13 protein-coding genes are annotated in these 17,948 nt (G+C 41.6%); 5 read left to right on the top strand and 8 right to left on the bottom strand.

The annotated features are described in order from the left end of the window. Positions 1-329: 329 nt before the first annotated feature. Entirely contained in the window at positions 330-1,352 is a 1,023-nt protein-coding gene (locus DC498_RS06565) for an LLM class flavin-dependent oxidoreductase (protein ID WP_116873349.1), read from the bottom strand. A 268-nt stretch (positions 1,353-1,620) separates the two neighbouring features. Between DC498_RS06565 and DC498_RS06560 the strand changes: the two genes are divergently transcribed. The 5 genes from DC498_RS06560 to DC498_RS06540 all read left to right on the top strand — a co-directional run bounded on the left by DC498_RS06560 (position 1,621) and on the right by DC498_RS06540 (position 7,936). Then, complete coding sequence (locus tag DC498_RS06560; RefSeq protein ID WP_116873348.1) at positions 1,621-2,673, top strand: Gfo/Idh/MocA family protein; 1,053 nt, start codon at positions 1,621-1,623, stop codon at positions 2,671-2,673. Positions 2,674-2,721: 48 nt separating this feature from the next. After that, complete coding sequence (locus tag DC498_RS06555) at positions 2,722-4,065, top strand: Gfo/Idh/MocA family protein (RefSeq protein WP_116873347.1); 1,344 nt, start codon at positions 2,722-2,724, stop codon at positions 4,063-4,065. Positions 4,066-4,126: 61 nt separating this feature from the next. After that, complete coding sequence (locus DC498_RS06550; RefSeq protein ID WP_116873346.1) at positions 4,127-5,599, top strand: sodium:solute symporter family protein; 1,473 nt, start codon at positions 4,127-4,129, stop codon at positions 5,597-5,599. Between the two features lie 4 nt (positions 5,600-5,603). Beyond that, complete coding sequence (locus DC498_RS06545) at positions 5,604-6,773, top strand: N-acetylglucosamine-6-phosphate deacetylase (protein WP_116873345.1); 1,170 nt, start codon at positions 5,604-5,606, stop codon at positions 6,771-6,773. A gap of 5 nt (positions 6,774-6,778) precedes the next feature. Next, positions 6,779-7,936, top strand: a complete 1,158-nt coding sequence (locus DC498_RS06540; RefSeq protein ID WP_206197543.1) for an alpha/beta hydrolase — start codon at positions 6,779-6,781, stop codon at positions 7,934-7,936. Between the two features lie 64 nt (positions 7,937-8,000). Here the strand turns inward: DC498_RS06540 and DC498_RS06535 are convergent, their stop codons facing one another. The 7 genes from DC498_RS06535 to DC498_RS06505 form a co-directional block, all read right to left on the bottom strand. Beyond that, the gene (locus DC498_RS06535) at positions 8,001-9,356 is read right to left on the bottom strand and encodes a hypothetical protein (RefSeq protein ID WP_116873344.1); all 1,356 of its coding nucleotides are present in this window, start codon (positions 9,354-9,356) and stop codon (positions 8,001-8,003) included. Between the two features lie 18 nt (positions 9,357-9,374). Next, positions 9,375-9,770, bottom strand: a complete 396-nt coding sequence (locus DC498_RS06530; RefSeq protein WP_116873343.1) for a hypothetical protein — start codon at positions 9,768-9,770, stop codon at positions 9,375-9,377. Between the two features lie 45 nt (positions 9,771-9,815). After that, on the bottom strand, positions 9,816-11,939 hold the full coding sequence (locus tag DC498_RS06525; protein WP_165813774.1) for a PVC-type heme-binding CxxCH protein: 2,124 nt from the start codon (positions 11,937-11,939) through the stop codon (positions 9,816-9,818). A 596-nt stretch (positions 11,940-12,535) separates the two neighbouring features. Further along, on the bottom strand, positions 12,536-13,114 hold the full coding sequence (locus DC498_RS06520; protein WP_116873341.1) for a tail fiber domain-containing protein: 579 nt from the start codon (positions 13,112-13,114) through the stop codon (positions 12,536-12,538). Positions 13,115-13,486: 372 nt separating this feature from the next. Next, on the bottom strand, positions 13,487-14,125 hold the full coding sequence (locus DC498_RS06515) for a hypothetical protein (RefSeq protein WP_116873340.1): 639 nt from the start codon (positions 14,123-14,125) through the stop codon (positions 13,487-13,489). A gap of 18 nt (positions 14,126-14,143) precedes the next feature. Continuing rightward, positions 14,144-16,810 carry an RHS repeat domain-containing protein gene (locus tag DC498_RS06510; protein WP_116873339.1) on the bottom strand — a complete coding sequence of 889 codons (2,667 nt, stop codon included), beginning with the start codon at positions 16,808-16,810 and terminating at the stop codon, positions 14,144-14,146. A gap of 86 nt (positions 16,811-16,896) precedes the next feature. Then, positions 16,897-17,475 carry a tail fiber domain-containing protein gene (locus tag DC498_RS06505; protein ID WP_165813773.1) on the bottom strand — a complete coding sequence of 193 codons (579 nt, stop codon included), beginning with the start codon at positions 17,473-17,475 and terminating at the stop codon, positions 16,897-16,899. Between the last annotated feature and the right edge of the window lie 473 nt (positions 17,476-17,948).

Below are 17,948 nucleotides of genomic sequence, written 5' to 3'. Positions count from 1 at the left end.
CGAAGGATACACAAAGAGCCACAAAGCATAATAAAACACTCTGTGTAACTTTGTGTATGCTTTGTGGCTCTTTGTGTAGCAAATCCTGTTCCCCGATGCGAACACCGGAATTCGTGGCAGGAAATATATCATGGGTTATTTAAAAGACTAATTTTAAACAGCTTCTTAGTATCATTAAATTCACGGGATATATTCAAATTTCGTATGCAGGTACTATTGCTACGGTAGATACCTCCCGTACAGGCGATGTTACACGGCGCTGCTCCTGTCAACAAGGTAGGAGGTAAAAATTTCAATGCTCATATAGGATTAACGTTCCGGCAGATAAATTAACGCCAACCTAATCCGGGTGCGACATGCTCTAAAATTGAAGACAGTACATGCACATTATAATCAACACCTAAGGTATTGGGTATTGTTAAAAGAATTGTATCTGCTTCCTTAATCGCTTCATCTGCTGCCAATTCTTTTATAAGCTGATCGGGTTCCGCAGCATAACTTCTGCCAAAGATGGCACGTTTATCCTGTTCAATCATCCCGATGGTATCTGCGCGGTTTGCTTCCTGTCCAAAATAGTAATGGTCCTGTTCGGTTACCAGGGCAAAAATAGAACGACTCACGGAAATTCTTGGTTCGCGCCGGTGCCCTGCTTTTTTCCATGCCTCTTTGTATAACCTGATCTGCTCAGCCTGCTGTATATGAAAAGGTTTTCCACTTTCATCATATTTAAGGGTAGAACTTTGAAGATACATTTCATTTTCAGCCGCCCAAACAGCCGTAGCATTAGAAGCGGCACCCCACCAGATACGATCCCGCAAGCCTTCAGCATATGGTTCCAAACGCAGTAGTCCCGGCGGGTTCGGAAACATGGGGTTAGGGTTAGGCTGAGCAAAACCAACACCTTTTAACTTATCCAAGAATTCCAGGGCTTTACGGCGGCCCATATCTGCATCAGTTTCCCCTTCCTGCAGCTCATATCCAAAATAGCGCCACCCATCAATTACCTGCTCCGGCGATCCCCTGCTGATCCCCAGTTGCAATCGCCCACGCGAAATTAAATCAGCCGCGCCGGCATCTTCTACCATATACAATGGATTTTCATAACGCATATCAATCACACCTGTTCCAATTTCTATTCTGCTTGTTTTTGCGCCGATAGCTGAAAGCAAAGGGAACGGCGATGCTAACTGAGCCGCAAAATGATGCACACGGAAATAGGCACCGTCTAAACCAAGCGCTTCAGCAGCAACAGCCAGATCAACAGATTGAAGTAAAGTGTCGCTCGCAGTACGGGTTTTATAAGCAGGATGATTAGCCCAATGCCCAAACGATAAAAATCCTATTTTCTTCATAGATTCTTTTTCAAAGGAAAAATACAATTATTATTATCTATTTCCCATTGGATATAATAATTTCTTTTGCATCAGCCTGAACGGTACAACAATCAAATATTATGTTTTAAAAAAAATTATATTTGTTTACGTACACTAAAATTAATTTAATTAAAAAGTTCTTTTTGCTTCCTTGTATTCAACACTACCAGGAATACGCTGATTTTATTTAACCAGATGACTGATTGAATTCTTTTGCCGGCATTAGATATTATTTACAAATATATTTATGATCAAAAAAACCACACCCCGCAGACAGTTTATAAAAAACACGCTCATCACAGGTATAGGGCTGCCTTTAGCCGGATCTTTTTCGCCTGTTTTTGCCAGCACAGTTGCAACCGGAAAAAGAGTGGGCATCATCGGGCTTGACACATCTCATAGTATAGAATTTACCCGGGTGTTTAACCAGCAAAATCCATCACCGGATTATGATGGCTATAAGATTATTGCAGCATATCCGCAGGGAAGCCTGGATATTGAATCATCCGTAAAACGAATTCCTGAGTATACGGAAAAGGTAAAAGCGCTGGGTGTGGAAATCGTGAACAGCATAGAAGAACTTTTACAAAAAGTGGATGTGGTATTACTCGAAACCAACGATGGCCGCCGCCACCTGGAACAAGCTATACCCGTATTACAATCCGGCAAGAGTGTATTTATTGATAAGCCGGTATCAGCCTCTCTTGCAGACGGCATTGCTATTTTTGAGGCAGCAAAACATTATGGCGCCCCGGTATTCTCCTCCTCATCATTACGGTATATGACTTCAGCACAGGAAGTAGTAAACGGCAAGATCGGTAAGGTAGTTGGCGCGGATGCTTACAGCCCATGTGTGCTGGAAAAAACACATCCTGATTTCTTCTGGTATGGTATTCATGGAGTTGAACTGCTTTATACCGTAATGGGCACAGGCTGTAAGGAAGTTGTTCGTATTCACACAGACAATACAGATATAGCTGTGGGTAGCTGGACCGACGGAAAAACCGGTACCTTCAGAGGAACAAGAAGTGGTAAACATTTATATGGGGGCACTGCTTTTGGAGACAATGGCACCGCCGTGCTCGGGCCCTTACAGGGATATGAACCGCTGCTAAAAGAAATTATAAAGTTCTTCAATACCGGCATTCCTCCTGTTAAAGCGGAAGAGACCCTGGAAATATTAGCTTTTATGGAAGCCGCGGATGTTAGCAAACGTAAAAAAAGTGCAGCTGTTTCCCTGGAATCAGTATGGAAGAAGGCTAACAGCGAAGCACACACTAAGTTGAAAAAAATCTATTAATCATTTTTAGCATTCCATATACCCGAGCCGGTATTAAACAATCATTTTATGAAAAGATCAAGAAGAGTCTTCCTGAAAAATTCTTTGGCTGCTTCAGCCGCTGTTTCAATTGGTGGCATTTTACCAGGATTCAGCGCTAAAAGCTATGCCCGTATTGCAGGTGCCAATGAAAGAATACAGGTGGCTATTATGGGAGTGAATGCCAGAGGACTTGCATTGGCTCAGAACTTTTCAAGCCAGAAAAACTGTGAGGTTATTTATATAAGCGATGTAGACAGCCGCGCTATGGATAAATGCGTTGATACGGTAACAAAAATCCAGGACTCAGCACCAAAAGCCGCCGGCGACTTCAGAAAAGCGCTTGAAGACAAAGCAGTGGAAGCCATGATAATTGCAACGCCTGATCATTGGCATGCTCCTGCTGCCATTCTCTCCTGTAAAGCAGGTAAACATGTATATGTAGAAAAGCCCTGCTCTCATAACCCCCGCGAAGGAGAACTTTTGGTGGCTGCGGCTAAAAAATACAAACGCAAAGTGCAGATGGGTTCACAACGCCGCTCGTGGCCTAATGTCATACAGGCAATACAGGAAGTTAAAGATGGGGCAATAGGCCGCGCTTATTATGGCAAAGGATGGTATGCTAATAATCGCCCTTCCATCGGCACGGGAACAAAAACAGCTATACCATCATGGCTGAATTATGAACTGTGGCAGGGACCTGCGCCGCGTGAAGATTACAGGGACAATATTCTTCATTATAACTGGCACTGGTTCTGGAACTGGGGCACAGGAGAAGGAGGCAATAACGGCGTACATACAATTGATCTTCTCCGCTGGGGCATGGAAGTTGAATACCCGAAAACAGTAGCTTCTACCGGCGGTCGCTTCCGCTATAAAGATGATTGGGAAACACCGGACACACAGGTGGTAACCTGGACATTTGGTAATAACACCATGATCGAATGGGAAGGCAGGAGCTGTAACAACCGTAACATTGAAGATTCAAGTGTTGGTGTAATATTTTATGGAGAAAACGGCAGCCTGGTGATCAGTGCGGGGAATGCATACAAAATATATGATCTGAAAAACAAGCTTATCAAAGAAGTAAAAGACGAAGCGCCGGTAGATGCAGGAAATACCGTTAACCCTTCACAAGCTTTAGATGCCCTGCACATTCAGAACTTTTTTGATAGTATAAGAAAAGGAACAGCATTGAACGCAGATATTGAAACAGGACATAAAAGTACCCTGTTGAATCAATTAGCCAATATTGCCCAGCGCACCTCCGGTGAGTTAAAAATTGATAATACCAACGGGCATATCATCGGCAATAAGGAAGCAGCAGCCATGTGGAAAAGGCAATATGCACCGGGCTGGGAGCCTTCTGTTTAAAACCACAAATCCTGTAATAGTATACAAGATGAACCTCTTTTTAACTGACCAACCTTATTAAATGTCACTTCACCCTATAGATATTTTTGTAGTTGCGCTTTTTTTCCTGAGCATGATCGTAATAGGCATCCTGTCTTATTTTAGAAGTAAAAGCTCGGAAGATTATTTTGTTGCCGGGGGAAAGCTTCCCTGGTGGCTATCCGGCATATCCCACCATGTATCAGGACATAGTGGTGCCGTGTTTGTTGCATATGCTGCCGTAGCATATACCCATGGCTTTACAATGTATATGTGGTGGGCATTCCCCGTTGCCATTGTTATTATGGCAAGCGCCAAAATCTTCCCGGTATACTGGTTTCGCCTCCGGAAAAACTTTCACATACAATCACCATTGGAATATCTTAAAACAAGGTACAATCTCGCCACACAACAAATTATGGCATGGAGCGGCACGCTGCTAAAAGTATTTGATGTAGGCGCCAAGTGGGCCGCTATAGGAATATTATTGCATGTGGTTGCCGGTATACCTATGACACAAGGTATTCTTATATCAGGTATTGTTACTTTAATTTATGTAACATTCGGAGGATTATGGGGCGTGATCATTACCGATCTTATACAATTTATTGTGCAATTGGTGGGCAGTATAGTAATGTTTGTACTGGTGGTTAAACGGCTTGGAGGTACAGCATCCATAACAGGCATCTGGAAACAATTACCACCCGAACACAGCCAGTTGTTTAATGATCCGTATACAGCAGGGTTTGTAGGCATTATGTTCTTTCTATACTTTCTGAGTTACAATGGAGGAATGTGGAGCCTGGCTACAAGATATATTTCCTCCCCTTCAGAAAAGGAAGCATCAAAAGCCGCATGGTTATCGGGGTTTTTGTATCTTATCTGGCCGTTGATTTTATTCTTTCCTATGTGGGCATCGCCCATAATACTTCCGGGATTGGAAGACCCCGGTACATCTTACGGAAGACTTATGCTTGAAATGCTTCCCGCAGGAATGATAGGTCTGGTTATTGCCTCACTGTTTGCAGCTACAATGGGAATGACATCGTCTGATGTGAACACTATTGCAGCCGTTATTACCAGGGATATTCTTCCTGTATTATCAAAGCAATTTGCGAACGATAAAAATCCTTTACGTACTGCCCGCATAACTACCTTCCTGTTTACACTTGCCACCATTGTTGTAGCCATAAATTATGAAAGGTTTGGTGGAGTGCTTGGGCTGATCGTAAAATGGTTTGGCGCACTGCTTGGACCAACAGCCCTGCCTTTATTATTCGGGTTACTGCCCGCATTTAAAACATGTGGCTCAAAGGCTGCCATTGCTTCCATTGCCGCAGGTATTATTACATTTATCATCACTAAAAATATTACATTTAACAGTTTGGCGCTTGAAGTAGGCCTGCCTACGATAGTTGCTGCTGCTGTGTATATTATTACCGGGTTGTTAACCCCTGCTGTACCTGAAAAGGTTATAAACCTGATGGCATCTTTAAAAAAATCAACTCAAAATTAATATTATGAAAACATCATTGAGTGATACGGGAATTAAGGTTTTATCATGCAAAAATTGCATAACAGGAGAAAATGAAAATATTTCTTTCAGCAATGGCTTGTTATTATCCGTTGAAAAAACCGGTGAAATCAACAGCCGGTTCTATACAGCACCCGGGTTAACAGACCTTCAGATCAATGGCATTAATGGAATTGACTTTAATGATACTACGCTCACTACAGATGATGTTATCAGTGCCACTGAATATTTGCTGAGCCGGGGTGTAACAACATTTTACCCGACAGTAATCACTAATTCAGATGAAAGTATTATTGCGCTGCTTGGTACTATAGTAAAGGCTTGCGAAATTGATCCATTGGTTAATAACTGCATTGGCGGTATTCATCTTGAAGGCCCCTTTATATCCCCGGCTAACGGCGCCAAAGGCGCTCATGATGAATTATATATTAAAGCACCGGATTGGGAACTGTTCAAAAAATTCCAGGAAGCGGCCAAAGACAGCATAAAAATTGTTACCATTTCTCCTGAATGGAGCAATGCAGAGGATTTCATCAAAAAATGTGTACAGAGCGGGGTGATAGTTTCAATAGGACATTCCATCGCCAGCAATACACAAATAAGCAACGCGGTAAAAGTGGGAGCAAGCATGTCAACACATATCGGCAATGGTGTGCCGCTTATGCTTGCCCGTCATCCCAATATTATCTGGGATCAATTATCAGAAGATGAACTATACGCATGTATCATTGCAGATGGTATTCATATTCCTGACACGTTTATTAAAGTTGTGCAAAAAACCAAGCAACACAAAACCATGATTGTAAGTGATGCCACCTGCTTTGCCGGTATGAAACCAGGGGCATATACGCGGCATATAGGCGGTGATGTGGTGCTCGATGAAAATAAGAGAGTTTCTTTAAAAGCCGAACCAGGCATTCTTGCAGGCGCTGCAAAATCTTTACCGGAAAACGTTGAAACACTGCTCGAACATAAACTGTTTGATCTTAAAACCGCATGGCAAATGGCATCTGTTAATATACAGGATTTCCTGTTACACAACAGCACTGGTTACACAGCCCCGGTTAATGATATGGTGATTTTTACAAGGAATGACAGTTCCATTGATATTGAAACGGTTGTTAAAAACGGAACAATTGTTTTTCTGAAAAAATGAAAAACATGGGCAGAAATATTTGTAGCAGGTGGCCGCTCATTATTGTAATGCTTACAAGCCTGCCTGCTGCAATACCATCGTTACCTGCCCTTCCTCCCGGATATATAACGGGGAAAACAGACAGTTTACCGGGCAGCACTTTGCTTTATTATATAGATAAGACCGGTAATAGAAAGCCGGTTCATACCGTAGAGGAATGGAACACCAGGCGACTGCAGATACTGGATGGCATGCAGGCAGTTATGGGCAAGCTGCCCGAAAGAAAACATCTTCCTCCCTTCAACACACAGGTGCTCGACAGCCTGACCTCAAAGACATATACCCGCTATACCATACAATTTACGGTAGCTGCCGGTGAAACCCTGCCGGCGTTCTTGTATATTCCTGTTAAACGGAAAAAAAATAAAAAGATTCCAGCCATGCTGGCGCTTCATCAAACAGAACTTATCGGAAAAAAAAGCGTTGATGGACAAGGACCTTATATCAACCTTGCCTATGCCAAAGAGCTCGCACAACGTGGGTATATTGTGATAGCACCGGATTACCCGGGTTTCGGCGATCTGAAAGATTATGATTTTAATGCGGATCGTTATGAATCAGGAACCATGAAAAACATTTTTAACAATATGCGTTGCATTGACCTGTTGCAATCATTGCCGGATGTTGATCCCGACAGGATTGGTGTGATAGGGCACTCCCTCGGTGGTCATAATGCCATATTCACCGGAGCTTTTGATAACCGGTTAAAAGTAGTGGTGAGTAGTTGCGGATGGACTTTAGTGCATGATTATTTTAACGGAGATACGGCTGCTGCTCAAAAGTATGGTGGTAAGTTATGGCCCTGGGCACAGAACAGGTATATGCCGCTGATAAGAGATAAATATCATCTTGATCCGGACAAAATTCCTTTTGACTTTGATGAGACGATAGCAGCTATAGCTCCCCGTACTTTCTTTTCAAATTCACCATTAAATGATGCCAACTTTAGTGCAGCAGGTGTAAAAAAAGGAATAACCCGTATAGCATCAGTATATGCGTTTATGAATGTACCCGGTAATCTTCGTGTATGCTATCCCGATAGTGGTCATGATTTTCCTTTACAGGAAAAACGGCTGGCGTATCAATTGATTGACAGTGTATTTGGATCAACACCCAAGAGATAAAGACAGAATATCCTTTTGCAAGCATCATGCTGATTTTATGTCAAACCAATACCGCTTATTTCACTTACTGCCGTAACACAGTTTCTATTGCTTTCAGCAACACTTCTTCCACACCTGGCCCGGTTCCTGAAACAAGGTCTGATGTTTCATAGCCTCCGTTTTCAAAATAAGATTTCTTTGTTCCGATGTACCCTGGGCCATAATCTCCATATGCAGCAGTACATACTACACCGCTAAGTTCCATTTGCTGTGCCGCAAGCTGGTATTCTACAAAACTTTCGCCGGGCAAACTCAACATCCATATTTTTCCTAACCGCAATGCTGCCACATCAACCAATAGCCCGGAAGTATTTCTTTGATACCAGGCCAGCTTTTCAGCGGCTCTGAGCTTCATGTGAATATTCAGGCTGTCATTTGTTAACATATGCCTCAGCCTGTCTTCTTTAATATAATCATTCAGCGGAAGAGCTGCACCAACAGTGCGCCAGGATATATCACCGGGTTTCAGCTTGGTCAATGTTGTATTTTCCCAGGCTTTCAGCATACCCGCTTCTACCCTATTGGCTAAAACCACCCTGCGTTGCACTGATCCGTCATTGTATTTACCAGCCGCTATATTACCGCTGGCGCCATTAAAATGAATCAGTGGTATGCCAAGCTTTTTTTCCAGGTCATTTCTTGCTATACCTACAAATTCGCAGGTAACATCGCCCTGCCCATAATAGCTTTGTGGATGTGTAGTATAAAAAGTGAGTGCGGTTACCGGTTTTTTCCCATTCCAAAAACTTATGCATTTAAGCCAGGGATCGATCACTCCTTCAGGTGCATTCACCAAAAAAGAGTCTGTTGCTTTGCTATACCGTGTTACGATATTACCGTCTTTATCCACCCGCCTGTTAGAGGCAACGCTATCTACCTTAGCCTGGCCGATCCCGATATGTGTTACAGGCACAGCATTATTCATTGCCTTACGTAAGGCCCCGCCTGCTCTTATAATTACATCATTTGTAAAACGATTATCAATACTTTGCCCACCCAACCCGTATTCCATCATTATTCTTTCAATAGTGTAATCACATCTTGGCCCGTCATGCTGGTGCAATGCATGTACGGAAACTCGGTCAATAGTTGTACCCGCGGCGGCGGCCAGTTGTTTTCGCCAGACATCATGACCTTCGTTTGAAATACCAATCCAGTCAACAACGCAAAATACTACCGGCAAACTATCCGTAATAAATACAATGCCCCTTGCGCTTAGTGAATCAGTAACAGAACGTGCTTTCGCGTATGCTACCGGGCTTCCCAGCGGCGGTGTGGCGTTCACTTCAAAAACAGCGATCTTTAATTGTTGTGCGTATAGCTCCTGGTGCGTTGCCAGCAACAATGCTGCAAAAGCTATTAACAATTTCACTTTATACATGCCTGAATTTTAATTTAGTCATATTGTTTTATCAGCCCAGTAAGTACAGTATCCTCCCGGTTGAACAGGTCCCTTAAATAAAGCGCATGTACCACATTGCTTTATATCATTTGCCGGTATAAATAATTTACAACTGTCACATGTTTTTTCCGGGATGGGTGTATCTTCAACATAGCCCAAAGCCTTCCTGTTTTTGATATCCTGTTCGGTTAAAGCAGTAATATCACAGGGATCTGAAGAAGCCGGAACTTTTTCCGGCGGCTCTTCAGAAGCGTTGGCAGCAGGTTTCTGTTCTTTGGAAACATTGCCACTGTTACATGCTCCCCATACTACACCGCCAATGGCTAATATGGAAATATAGCCAAAACCCTGTTTCAGAAACCGTCGTCTGTCATACATATCAACCTTTTTCATTAATCCGGGTAGTTATTAATAAAGAACAATCATCACCGGTCATAATCAGGAAGCGCTCAATAATTTTCGCAAATCCTCATCTTTTGTTTTTTCAGCAAGCTTTTTTATTACTGCTGTTAGCTCAGCAGAATGCTTCGTGCGTTTTGAGGCCTTAACGCCTTTCATCAATCCGCTGATCAGAGACTTTTCCCAGGCACTGTTTTCCGTAACAACAGGAGAAGATAACAGTTTCATCAGCGCAGGCGCACTACCGGCATCATCCCGGAAGCCGGATGCATATGCAACTGCGGCGACATATCCCTGCTTAAACTTACCATCTGTTTTAAAATAGCCAGTCTTTTCAAGCGCCGGTAACATTGCGGCACTGATACCGGGTTCAGAGGTTAATACTGCCACTGTAAACAAAGAATCAGCACTATACTTATCTAAAGCATGAACCAATGCAGGAATGGCTTTATCCTTTGAAAGATTACCGGCACTAAGCACTGCCTGGAATGCTACAAATTTTGCAGGTTCATCTATTGCTTTTACAATTTCACCTGCCAGTGCAGGAAACTTTTCTGCAAGCATAATACCATGCTCCCTCACGCCGGGCGCTTTATCATTCAATGCAATTGTTATATCTCCAGCAGTCAGGGCATCTAATCCATCCAATGTATATAAAGCACGAAGCTTTGCAGAAGGTTCAGCAACAGTTTGAAGTAATTCCCGCAAGGCAGCAGCCACAGATTTATCCTGCCGCTCCACAATTAAACGTTGCGCCGTTGTACGCCACCATGCATTAGGATGCGCAAGCAAAGTTACCAGCTCAGTTGTTGCCGCTATACTCAGGTTTGGCTTTTTATAATCTTTTCTATCGTAGTCTGCAGGAGTAATAAGGTAAATACGGCCTTTATCATTACCGGCATAAAAATCCATACCGGCTTTTAAATCTTCCGGAATAGAAACCGGCGTTTCAATATGCTGACGATACATATCTATTAAAAACAGGTTGCCATCGGGACCTGAATAAAATGTTGCCGGGCGAAACCAGCTGTCAGTGGAAGCAAGAAACTCCTTATCTTTTTCTTTTCCACCACGGCTTGCAGTATAAACGATATCATCTTCATTTCTGGTTAATACATCCCTGTGCACTAAGTTGCCTGCAACGTCACCGGTAAATATTGAACCATAATATTCTTTTGGAAAAGCATCTCCACCATAAAAAGTGGCACCAGATGCGCCGGTAAAATGCTTGTCAGGCCATTCTGTTTGATTAAGCTTTAGTGAATCATAGGTATGCTGTCTTCTTTCACTTCTTACCTTACGCCAGTAAGGCGGCGGAGTAAGCTGAAACATTTCAAGATCGTGATCAGAAATATTTTTATCTGCCCTGTAAGAAGCCAGGGCATCATGACGGTGAAGATAGCGCCACGCAATAGGGTTGGTTTGAATGTGCAGTGTATTCTGTGTATAGAAACGGTGATTAAAATCATTCAATGCTAAACCATACTGGCCTGTGCCGCTTTCTGCTTCATACAATCCTTTATCTGGCCTGAAACGAAAATCATGTCCACCCATTGATAAAGGAGCACTTCCGGCCTGGGGTAAATAGGTAACCTGCCCGGCCTGTCCGTGGTTGTTCGCATAAATCCAGTTATCCAATCCGTAAGTTAAATTAGTGATCTGCGCTTCAGAATTACCGGTGAAGAACCCACTGAATAAGGTATCAATTTTGTCTGCCACAAAATCACCGGTAGTATCCTTCATATAAAAAATATGTGGTGCCGCGGTTACGAGCAGTCCTTTTTTAAAGGGCATAACACTTGTAATGTCGGGCACTTTGCCCACAAACAATATAGATGAATCATAGACGCCATCATCATTCTGATCCAGCAATACTTTTATAGAGCATTTTCCATTAACAGCATCGGCAATAAATGGATAGTCGTTCATCTGCACCACATAGGTTATGCCGTCTTCATCAATAGCCATTGAAACCGGCATAACAATTTGCGGCTCTGCGGCTACATTCCTGACCGTAAATCCTTCTGCCAGCTGAAAACTCCTGATCTCTTCTTCAACCGTTTTTACATCCGGGTATTTTTTTTCCGGAGCGTCCTTACAGGAAAAAAACACGAACAATATACACATCACAATAAAAAATGGATACCGGAGCGTTGGCATCATATTCATCATTTAGAATTTTAGGTAACAAGAATATTCAATTACCAGCTATTAACAATCTTATTTTCTCAAATATAGCATTGTACGATACTGCCATTCAATATACTTATTTTATCGTGATTGTGTCGCCTTTTGCTCATACAGATATATGCAGATGTATTTGTTTTTCTATGAGCCTATGGTAAAGCCAGGCACAATCTGCTTAAGAAATGAATTTTACTTACGCTTTAGCCTTGATTACGGAATAATTAACAATGCCATTTGATTTCACAATAAAGGCATCCATGTTGACAGACGGAACAACTAAATTTTTCACGCCTCTCAAAGGTAACAACATCAAAATAGCCGTTATTAACAGTAATCCTGCTAATAATTGATGTAAACTAAACATCCGGAAAGAATTAAATAATGATCCGAGAAGATTCAGAGGTTAAACAGGAATCATTTGTTGAAACAGGTTGAGGCTCACCTCAAACATAAAATATCTTCATCTGAACCAATGGATGTATTGTTTATAATTAATTTTTTTGGAAGTACACACAATTTAATATAACACCTAATAATGTCTATTCTTCCAAGCTCGACTGTAAGGAATTTTATTATTTAGCTGCTGCCGCTTTTAATGCCTCAACTTCTGCCTGCAAATCCTTAATTGATTGTATAAGAACCGGAATTAGCCCAACATAATTTAACAGCTTCTTGCCTTCATCATCAGTACGTACCAGTTCCGGCATTACCTGTTCTACTTCCTGTGCAAGCAAGCCAAGCTCCAGGTGGTCTGCCTGGCCAGAAGGATTTTTAAGGAGATTGTAATTTACAGGCTTTAATTTACTGAGTGATGACAGACCATACTTTATTGGCGCCACATTTCTTTTAGCACGACTATCTGAATAATTGTATACCGTGCCAACTGCAAGATCATTAAATGTACTGGTTTGTGAATTGTAAAAAACACACCAGTTCCCTGTGGTGGCTATCCTGCCATTCCATATATCAAACTGAAAGAAATTAGTGGAGGTATTGTCATTTGTCAAATAAAGGCTTCCGTGAGCAGTTGTATAGTAGTTGGTTTTATAAGCCACAGGCCCGATTGTTACGTAACCTGGGTTTAACTGAATTTGTGCAAAAGCTATGGAAGCAAATAATAAAAATGATACTGATAAAATTTGTTTTTTCATTTTGCTTAGGTTTATAATGTGGTTCAATAAATATTCATTTTTATCTTAAGTAGTATATTCTCTCGCCGTTTATATCACTTATAATAATTCAATCAATTCTTTCTTGCCATAAATAAAAATCTTTCCCGGTACAAGCGAGACGCCTACGGCTGCATCATGATTATTTACAATCTTGCACCTGATTGAGGAGACGCTCACTGCACCAGGGCCAGGATGAGGCTGTTATTACTTTCAATTATCCAACTACTAAATTACCCTATCAATATCTATTGTCATGATTACCTATACGACTGGTAGTTCTACAATATCCAATTCTTTAAATTCTTCAAGTTCTGTTTTATTTAATCCATATATATCCTCAATAATTTTAAATTACGGGGAGTTAGAATAATCCTCAGGTAAAAGTTTGCCCTTAAACTCATCCGGAACTTCGGTATACAAGGGCATATTTACATATCTGCTGTACAAAACATAATCAAATTTGCCCCACTTCGATTTATCTAAATTTACTTCCTGACTCTTCGCTTTGTAATACTCAATAATAACCCGCAGCAATAAATGACTTGCTCCCAAATTTTCAGCATATTCCAAATGTGCACAACGATAATAAGGAACAATCTGACCTTCGTTTACATTATTAATATTCTTCAGCACTCGCCACTGTTCCACATTATCAAAGAGTACAATTAAACTAGGCGGCCATGCCATCTTGTAATGATGCTGTAGCTTGTCGTAATTGGTTATATCCTGCACACCTACAACTTTCCATTCTCCAGTCTTTATTAATTCTTTAAACCCTGTCAAATGAAGTGGAGATATTAATAAATCCGAAAAATTTAAATTCTCAATAGATGTTAATGGCTGCTTATAAAAGAATCTATGTATCCTGAATTGGAAAGGATAGCTCATTTTCTCAATAAATTCACGAACATCTATATACTTCAAGTAGACATATCGGTTAATCTCTTTCACATAAACCTCTATTATACTACCGCTGACAAGTTTTCGCATAACCTTTGTTTTGTAAAATCATTTTCTGTCTTTCCAAAGAAAATCAAGATCGGAACGATTCTTTTTCAGGTAATCAAGTGCTTTATCCATCAAACTTTGATAATTTTTACCTTTAGGATTAATGCTATTGATTTTGTTTGATATCTCACCCACTTTCCTGCCATATTCAATAAATAATTGCTCGATTCCTCTTGCCAAGTTTTTACTAGGGAGATTCTTTACTACCTCTGCTTGTGAACCTGTTAAAACTCTCCCTGCATGCTGCCCTATTCTCCGTACATAATCTACAGTCAAGCCAGTGTATTGCTTAAGATCATTCGCTTTATCAATAAACTGATAGATCGTCCATGCTTTAGCAACTTTTCCTGCACCGCCTAATATAGTAACTCCTTTTGCTACTTTACCGGCTCCTCCTCCAATCGGAGCATCAATAGTCATCCCTGAAAGTTCATTGGAAGTAAACATCGGATTGCCTTCATCATCCCAATACAAATCCCAATGCTGATTAAGAACATCTTGATTGCTTCCCTTCCACCAACTACCAGACGCTGCATTTGATTTGTAGAATACATGCTTGTACTCAATTGTTTCACCTGTTTCTTTATTTAGCACAGGTTGATAAATCACTACAGAACCACCATATCCACTGATAACGCTAGATTGATCGGCGTTTCTTAGACCCGCAGGTACTTGGGCATCATTGAGGTAATACATATTCTTCTCGTCAATGCCGTGATCAGCTGCAAACTGCTGCGCCCTGGTTTTATAATAATCACCGGTAAAAGCATTCCATATTTTGGTTCCTAAACCTGGTGCTCTTACTTTTTCTAATCCATCTAAATCAATATTTGCGATAGGTTCATTCTCGGCATATGCATAAGTACTGTTCCAAGGATAATCTTTAAAGAGAGGGTCAACACTCAAAAACCTCCCCAACCTTGCGTCATATATCCTCATCCCATAATCCTGCTGATTACCCTCACCCTTTACCTCATTGTCATTCTCCTTACCATTAAACCCGTACTTATATTTCGCTCCCGCATTGGAATATGTTCTTCCCGGCATCAGCGACCCAAATGCATAATAATCCTGCGCCGTTAATACTTCTGCTATATAATAATCAATCACCGCATCACTGTTCTCATCCACTCCTATCTTCCGGTCGGTAATGGTTACCATCACATTACCTAAATGATTGGTCAGCTCATATACTCTCTTACCTTCAGTACCATTGGTAACCGGGTCGCCAGTGGCATTGTAACTGGCATTGGCAAGTGGTGTGCTGCTTTGTATAGCTAAACCCGGTGTTACCATGCCTACACGACTGCTGCCATACAAATGCTGCTCCGCCCATGTAAAAGAACTGTTGTCGTAACCGTACAAAGCTAATACATTTCCCTGCGCATCTCTTACATAATAATCTTCTTTGGTGGCGCTTACGGTTTTGGTTATACGGTTACCACCGGCATCATAGCCGTAGCTCATGGGATTGCCACCTTTGGTTATACTTGCTATCTTTCCATATACCGTCCAGTTGATGCGGGTGATTGTTTCAGATACATCACCGATAAGATTTCCTGTTTTATCATAAGTATAATTATCGGGAGACTGGCTGTCTATATCATCCGGAAAATTTCCCGCTGCGGCTTGATCAGTAACATAATTCAGGCGGTTATTGATCAATTTATTGTTGCCATCCACATTATACTTATAACTTAATTGATCCATTCTCTGCGCCGCCATGGACAATGGATATGGCAGACACCACTTCAAATTAATGTTCCCGTTCGCATCATACTGAAACCTTTCCATGTGGTAGCCCCAATAAGATGTGCCTGACCCCCAGTTACCGGATGAAGTTGTTAATACATTTGTTTTAAAAACAGCTCCTGTCAACCGGTTTAGCTGATCATATCTGTATGTCTTTCCTCTTGCCGCTCCTGATTCAATATGGCTGATTGCATAAGTGCTGCTGCTGATATTACCGTTGAATAAATTCTTACCATGATAACTATCCCGTACCACACCTGATTTGTCATAAGCCGGTGCGCTGAATGGTATTTTAAATGCCGGTGCATTGGTCATGCCTCCAACCGGCACATAATCATATTCTTCCTTACCGTCTGTAGGATCATCGTCTGCATAATACCCCAGGCTAAATGCCAGCACATCCCTTGCAACATTGGCAAAGGGTTCACCTGCTTTGCCGTCTTTGCTCATATCGCGCTCAGGGTCTAAGAGCTGTCCGTTCACGCCCTTCAGCCAGCCCTGAAGGGTATAAGCATAATCCATCCCCTGCACCTTGTTCTTTCCTAACTCCACTCTTGCCAACGGTCCATGCAAGTAGTAACGATATTGAGCTTCGGTTACCCACAGATAAGGGTCACCGTCATTGGTGCGGCTGCTCAGAGCTTTTGTTACTCTATTATCTGCATCATAAATGTATTGATAATAAAACTGGTCCCATTTGCCATCCTGGTACAACACCTTATTTACTTTACCGCTCACTAAATCATATTCGTATTTTACCTGCTTCAGCCCCGTGCTGCCGGTTACATATGCAGCTTCTCTTGCCGCAAGTGCGGCATTTTCCTGTGTAAGGGTCTTTACATTACCGCTGATGTCATAACTGTAATAGGTGGCTGCCTGCCGGTTGGCGGCCGGGTTTGATCCTGCGGATAACAATACTGTTGCGGCTACCCGTTTACGTAAGTTGGATAAGGTGCCCGTAAGGGAGGAATAGCTGACGCTTACATCAGGTTTGCAATTTATTATTTAGCTGCTGCCGCTTTTAATGCCTCAACTTCTGCCTGCAGATCCTTAATTGATTGTATCAGAACGGGAATCAGCCCAACATAATTTAACAGCTTCTTGCCTTCATCATCGGTACGCACCAGTTCCGGCATTACCTGTTCTACTTCCTGTGCAAGCAAGCCAAGCTCCAGGTGGTCTGCCTGGCCAGAAGGATTTTTAAGGAGATTGTAATTTACAGGCTTTAATTTACTGAGTGATGACAGACCATACTTTATTGGCGCCACATTTCTTTTAGCACGACTATCTGAATAATTGTATACAGTACCAACTGCAAGATCATTAAATGTGCTGGTTTGAGAATTGTAAAAAACACACCAGTTCCCTGTGGTGGCTATCCTGCCATTCCATATATCAAACTGAAAGAAATTAGTGGAGGTATTGTCATTTGTCAAATAGAGGCTTCCGTGAGCAGTTGTATAGTAGTTGGTTTTATAAGCCACAGGCCCGATTGTTACGTAACCGGGGTTTAACTGAATTTGCCCAAAAGCTATGGACGCAAATAACAAAAACGCTACTGATAAAATTTGTTTTTTCATTTTGTTTCGGTTTATAATGTGGTTTACGTAATATTCATTCATATATATCTTAAGTAGTATGTTCTCTATATTTCTCTTATCGAATGTGTCTTCCCATCCCGACAATATTTTATTCTTTTATGCTGGTATGTGAAGACACACATCAGTAGAAGAAATAAAAAAAATTACCAGCAGCACGCTTATGAAGACAACTTTTTGCATATAAGTTTAGAGTTGGTTTTATTACTGATATTTTTTACACAAATAACGCATTAGCACGGGTCTGGCCTAGCTGCATGCCTAACGCTACCAAAACAGCGCCAGCTTACTATGGGCTACACGCCTGCGATAGATTGAGTAATATATTTTATCACCCTCTTTATTGCTTAATCAAGTAACACATAAGCACTGTTCATCTCTGCACAATGCCACGCTACAGGCCAGCGCTAGTGCGGAAGAAATAAAATAAAAGTCGCTACAAATTGCAGCAACTT

It is taken from the genome of Terrimonas sp., from assembly GCF_003075435.1.
In the GTDB taxonomy this organism is placed as follows: domain Bacteria; phylum Bacteroidota; class Bacteroidia; order Chitinophagales; family Chitinophagaceae; genus Agriterribacter.
The sequence above is the reverse complement of the archived record's forward strand: the minus strand, read 5'-3'. Positions and strand labels throughout refer to the sequence as shown.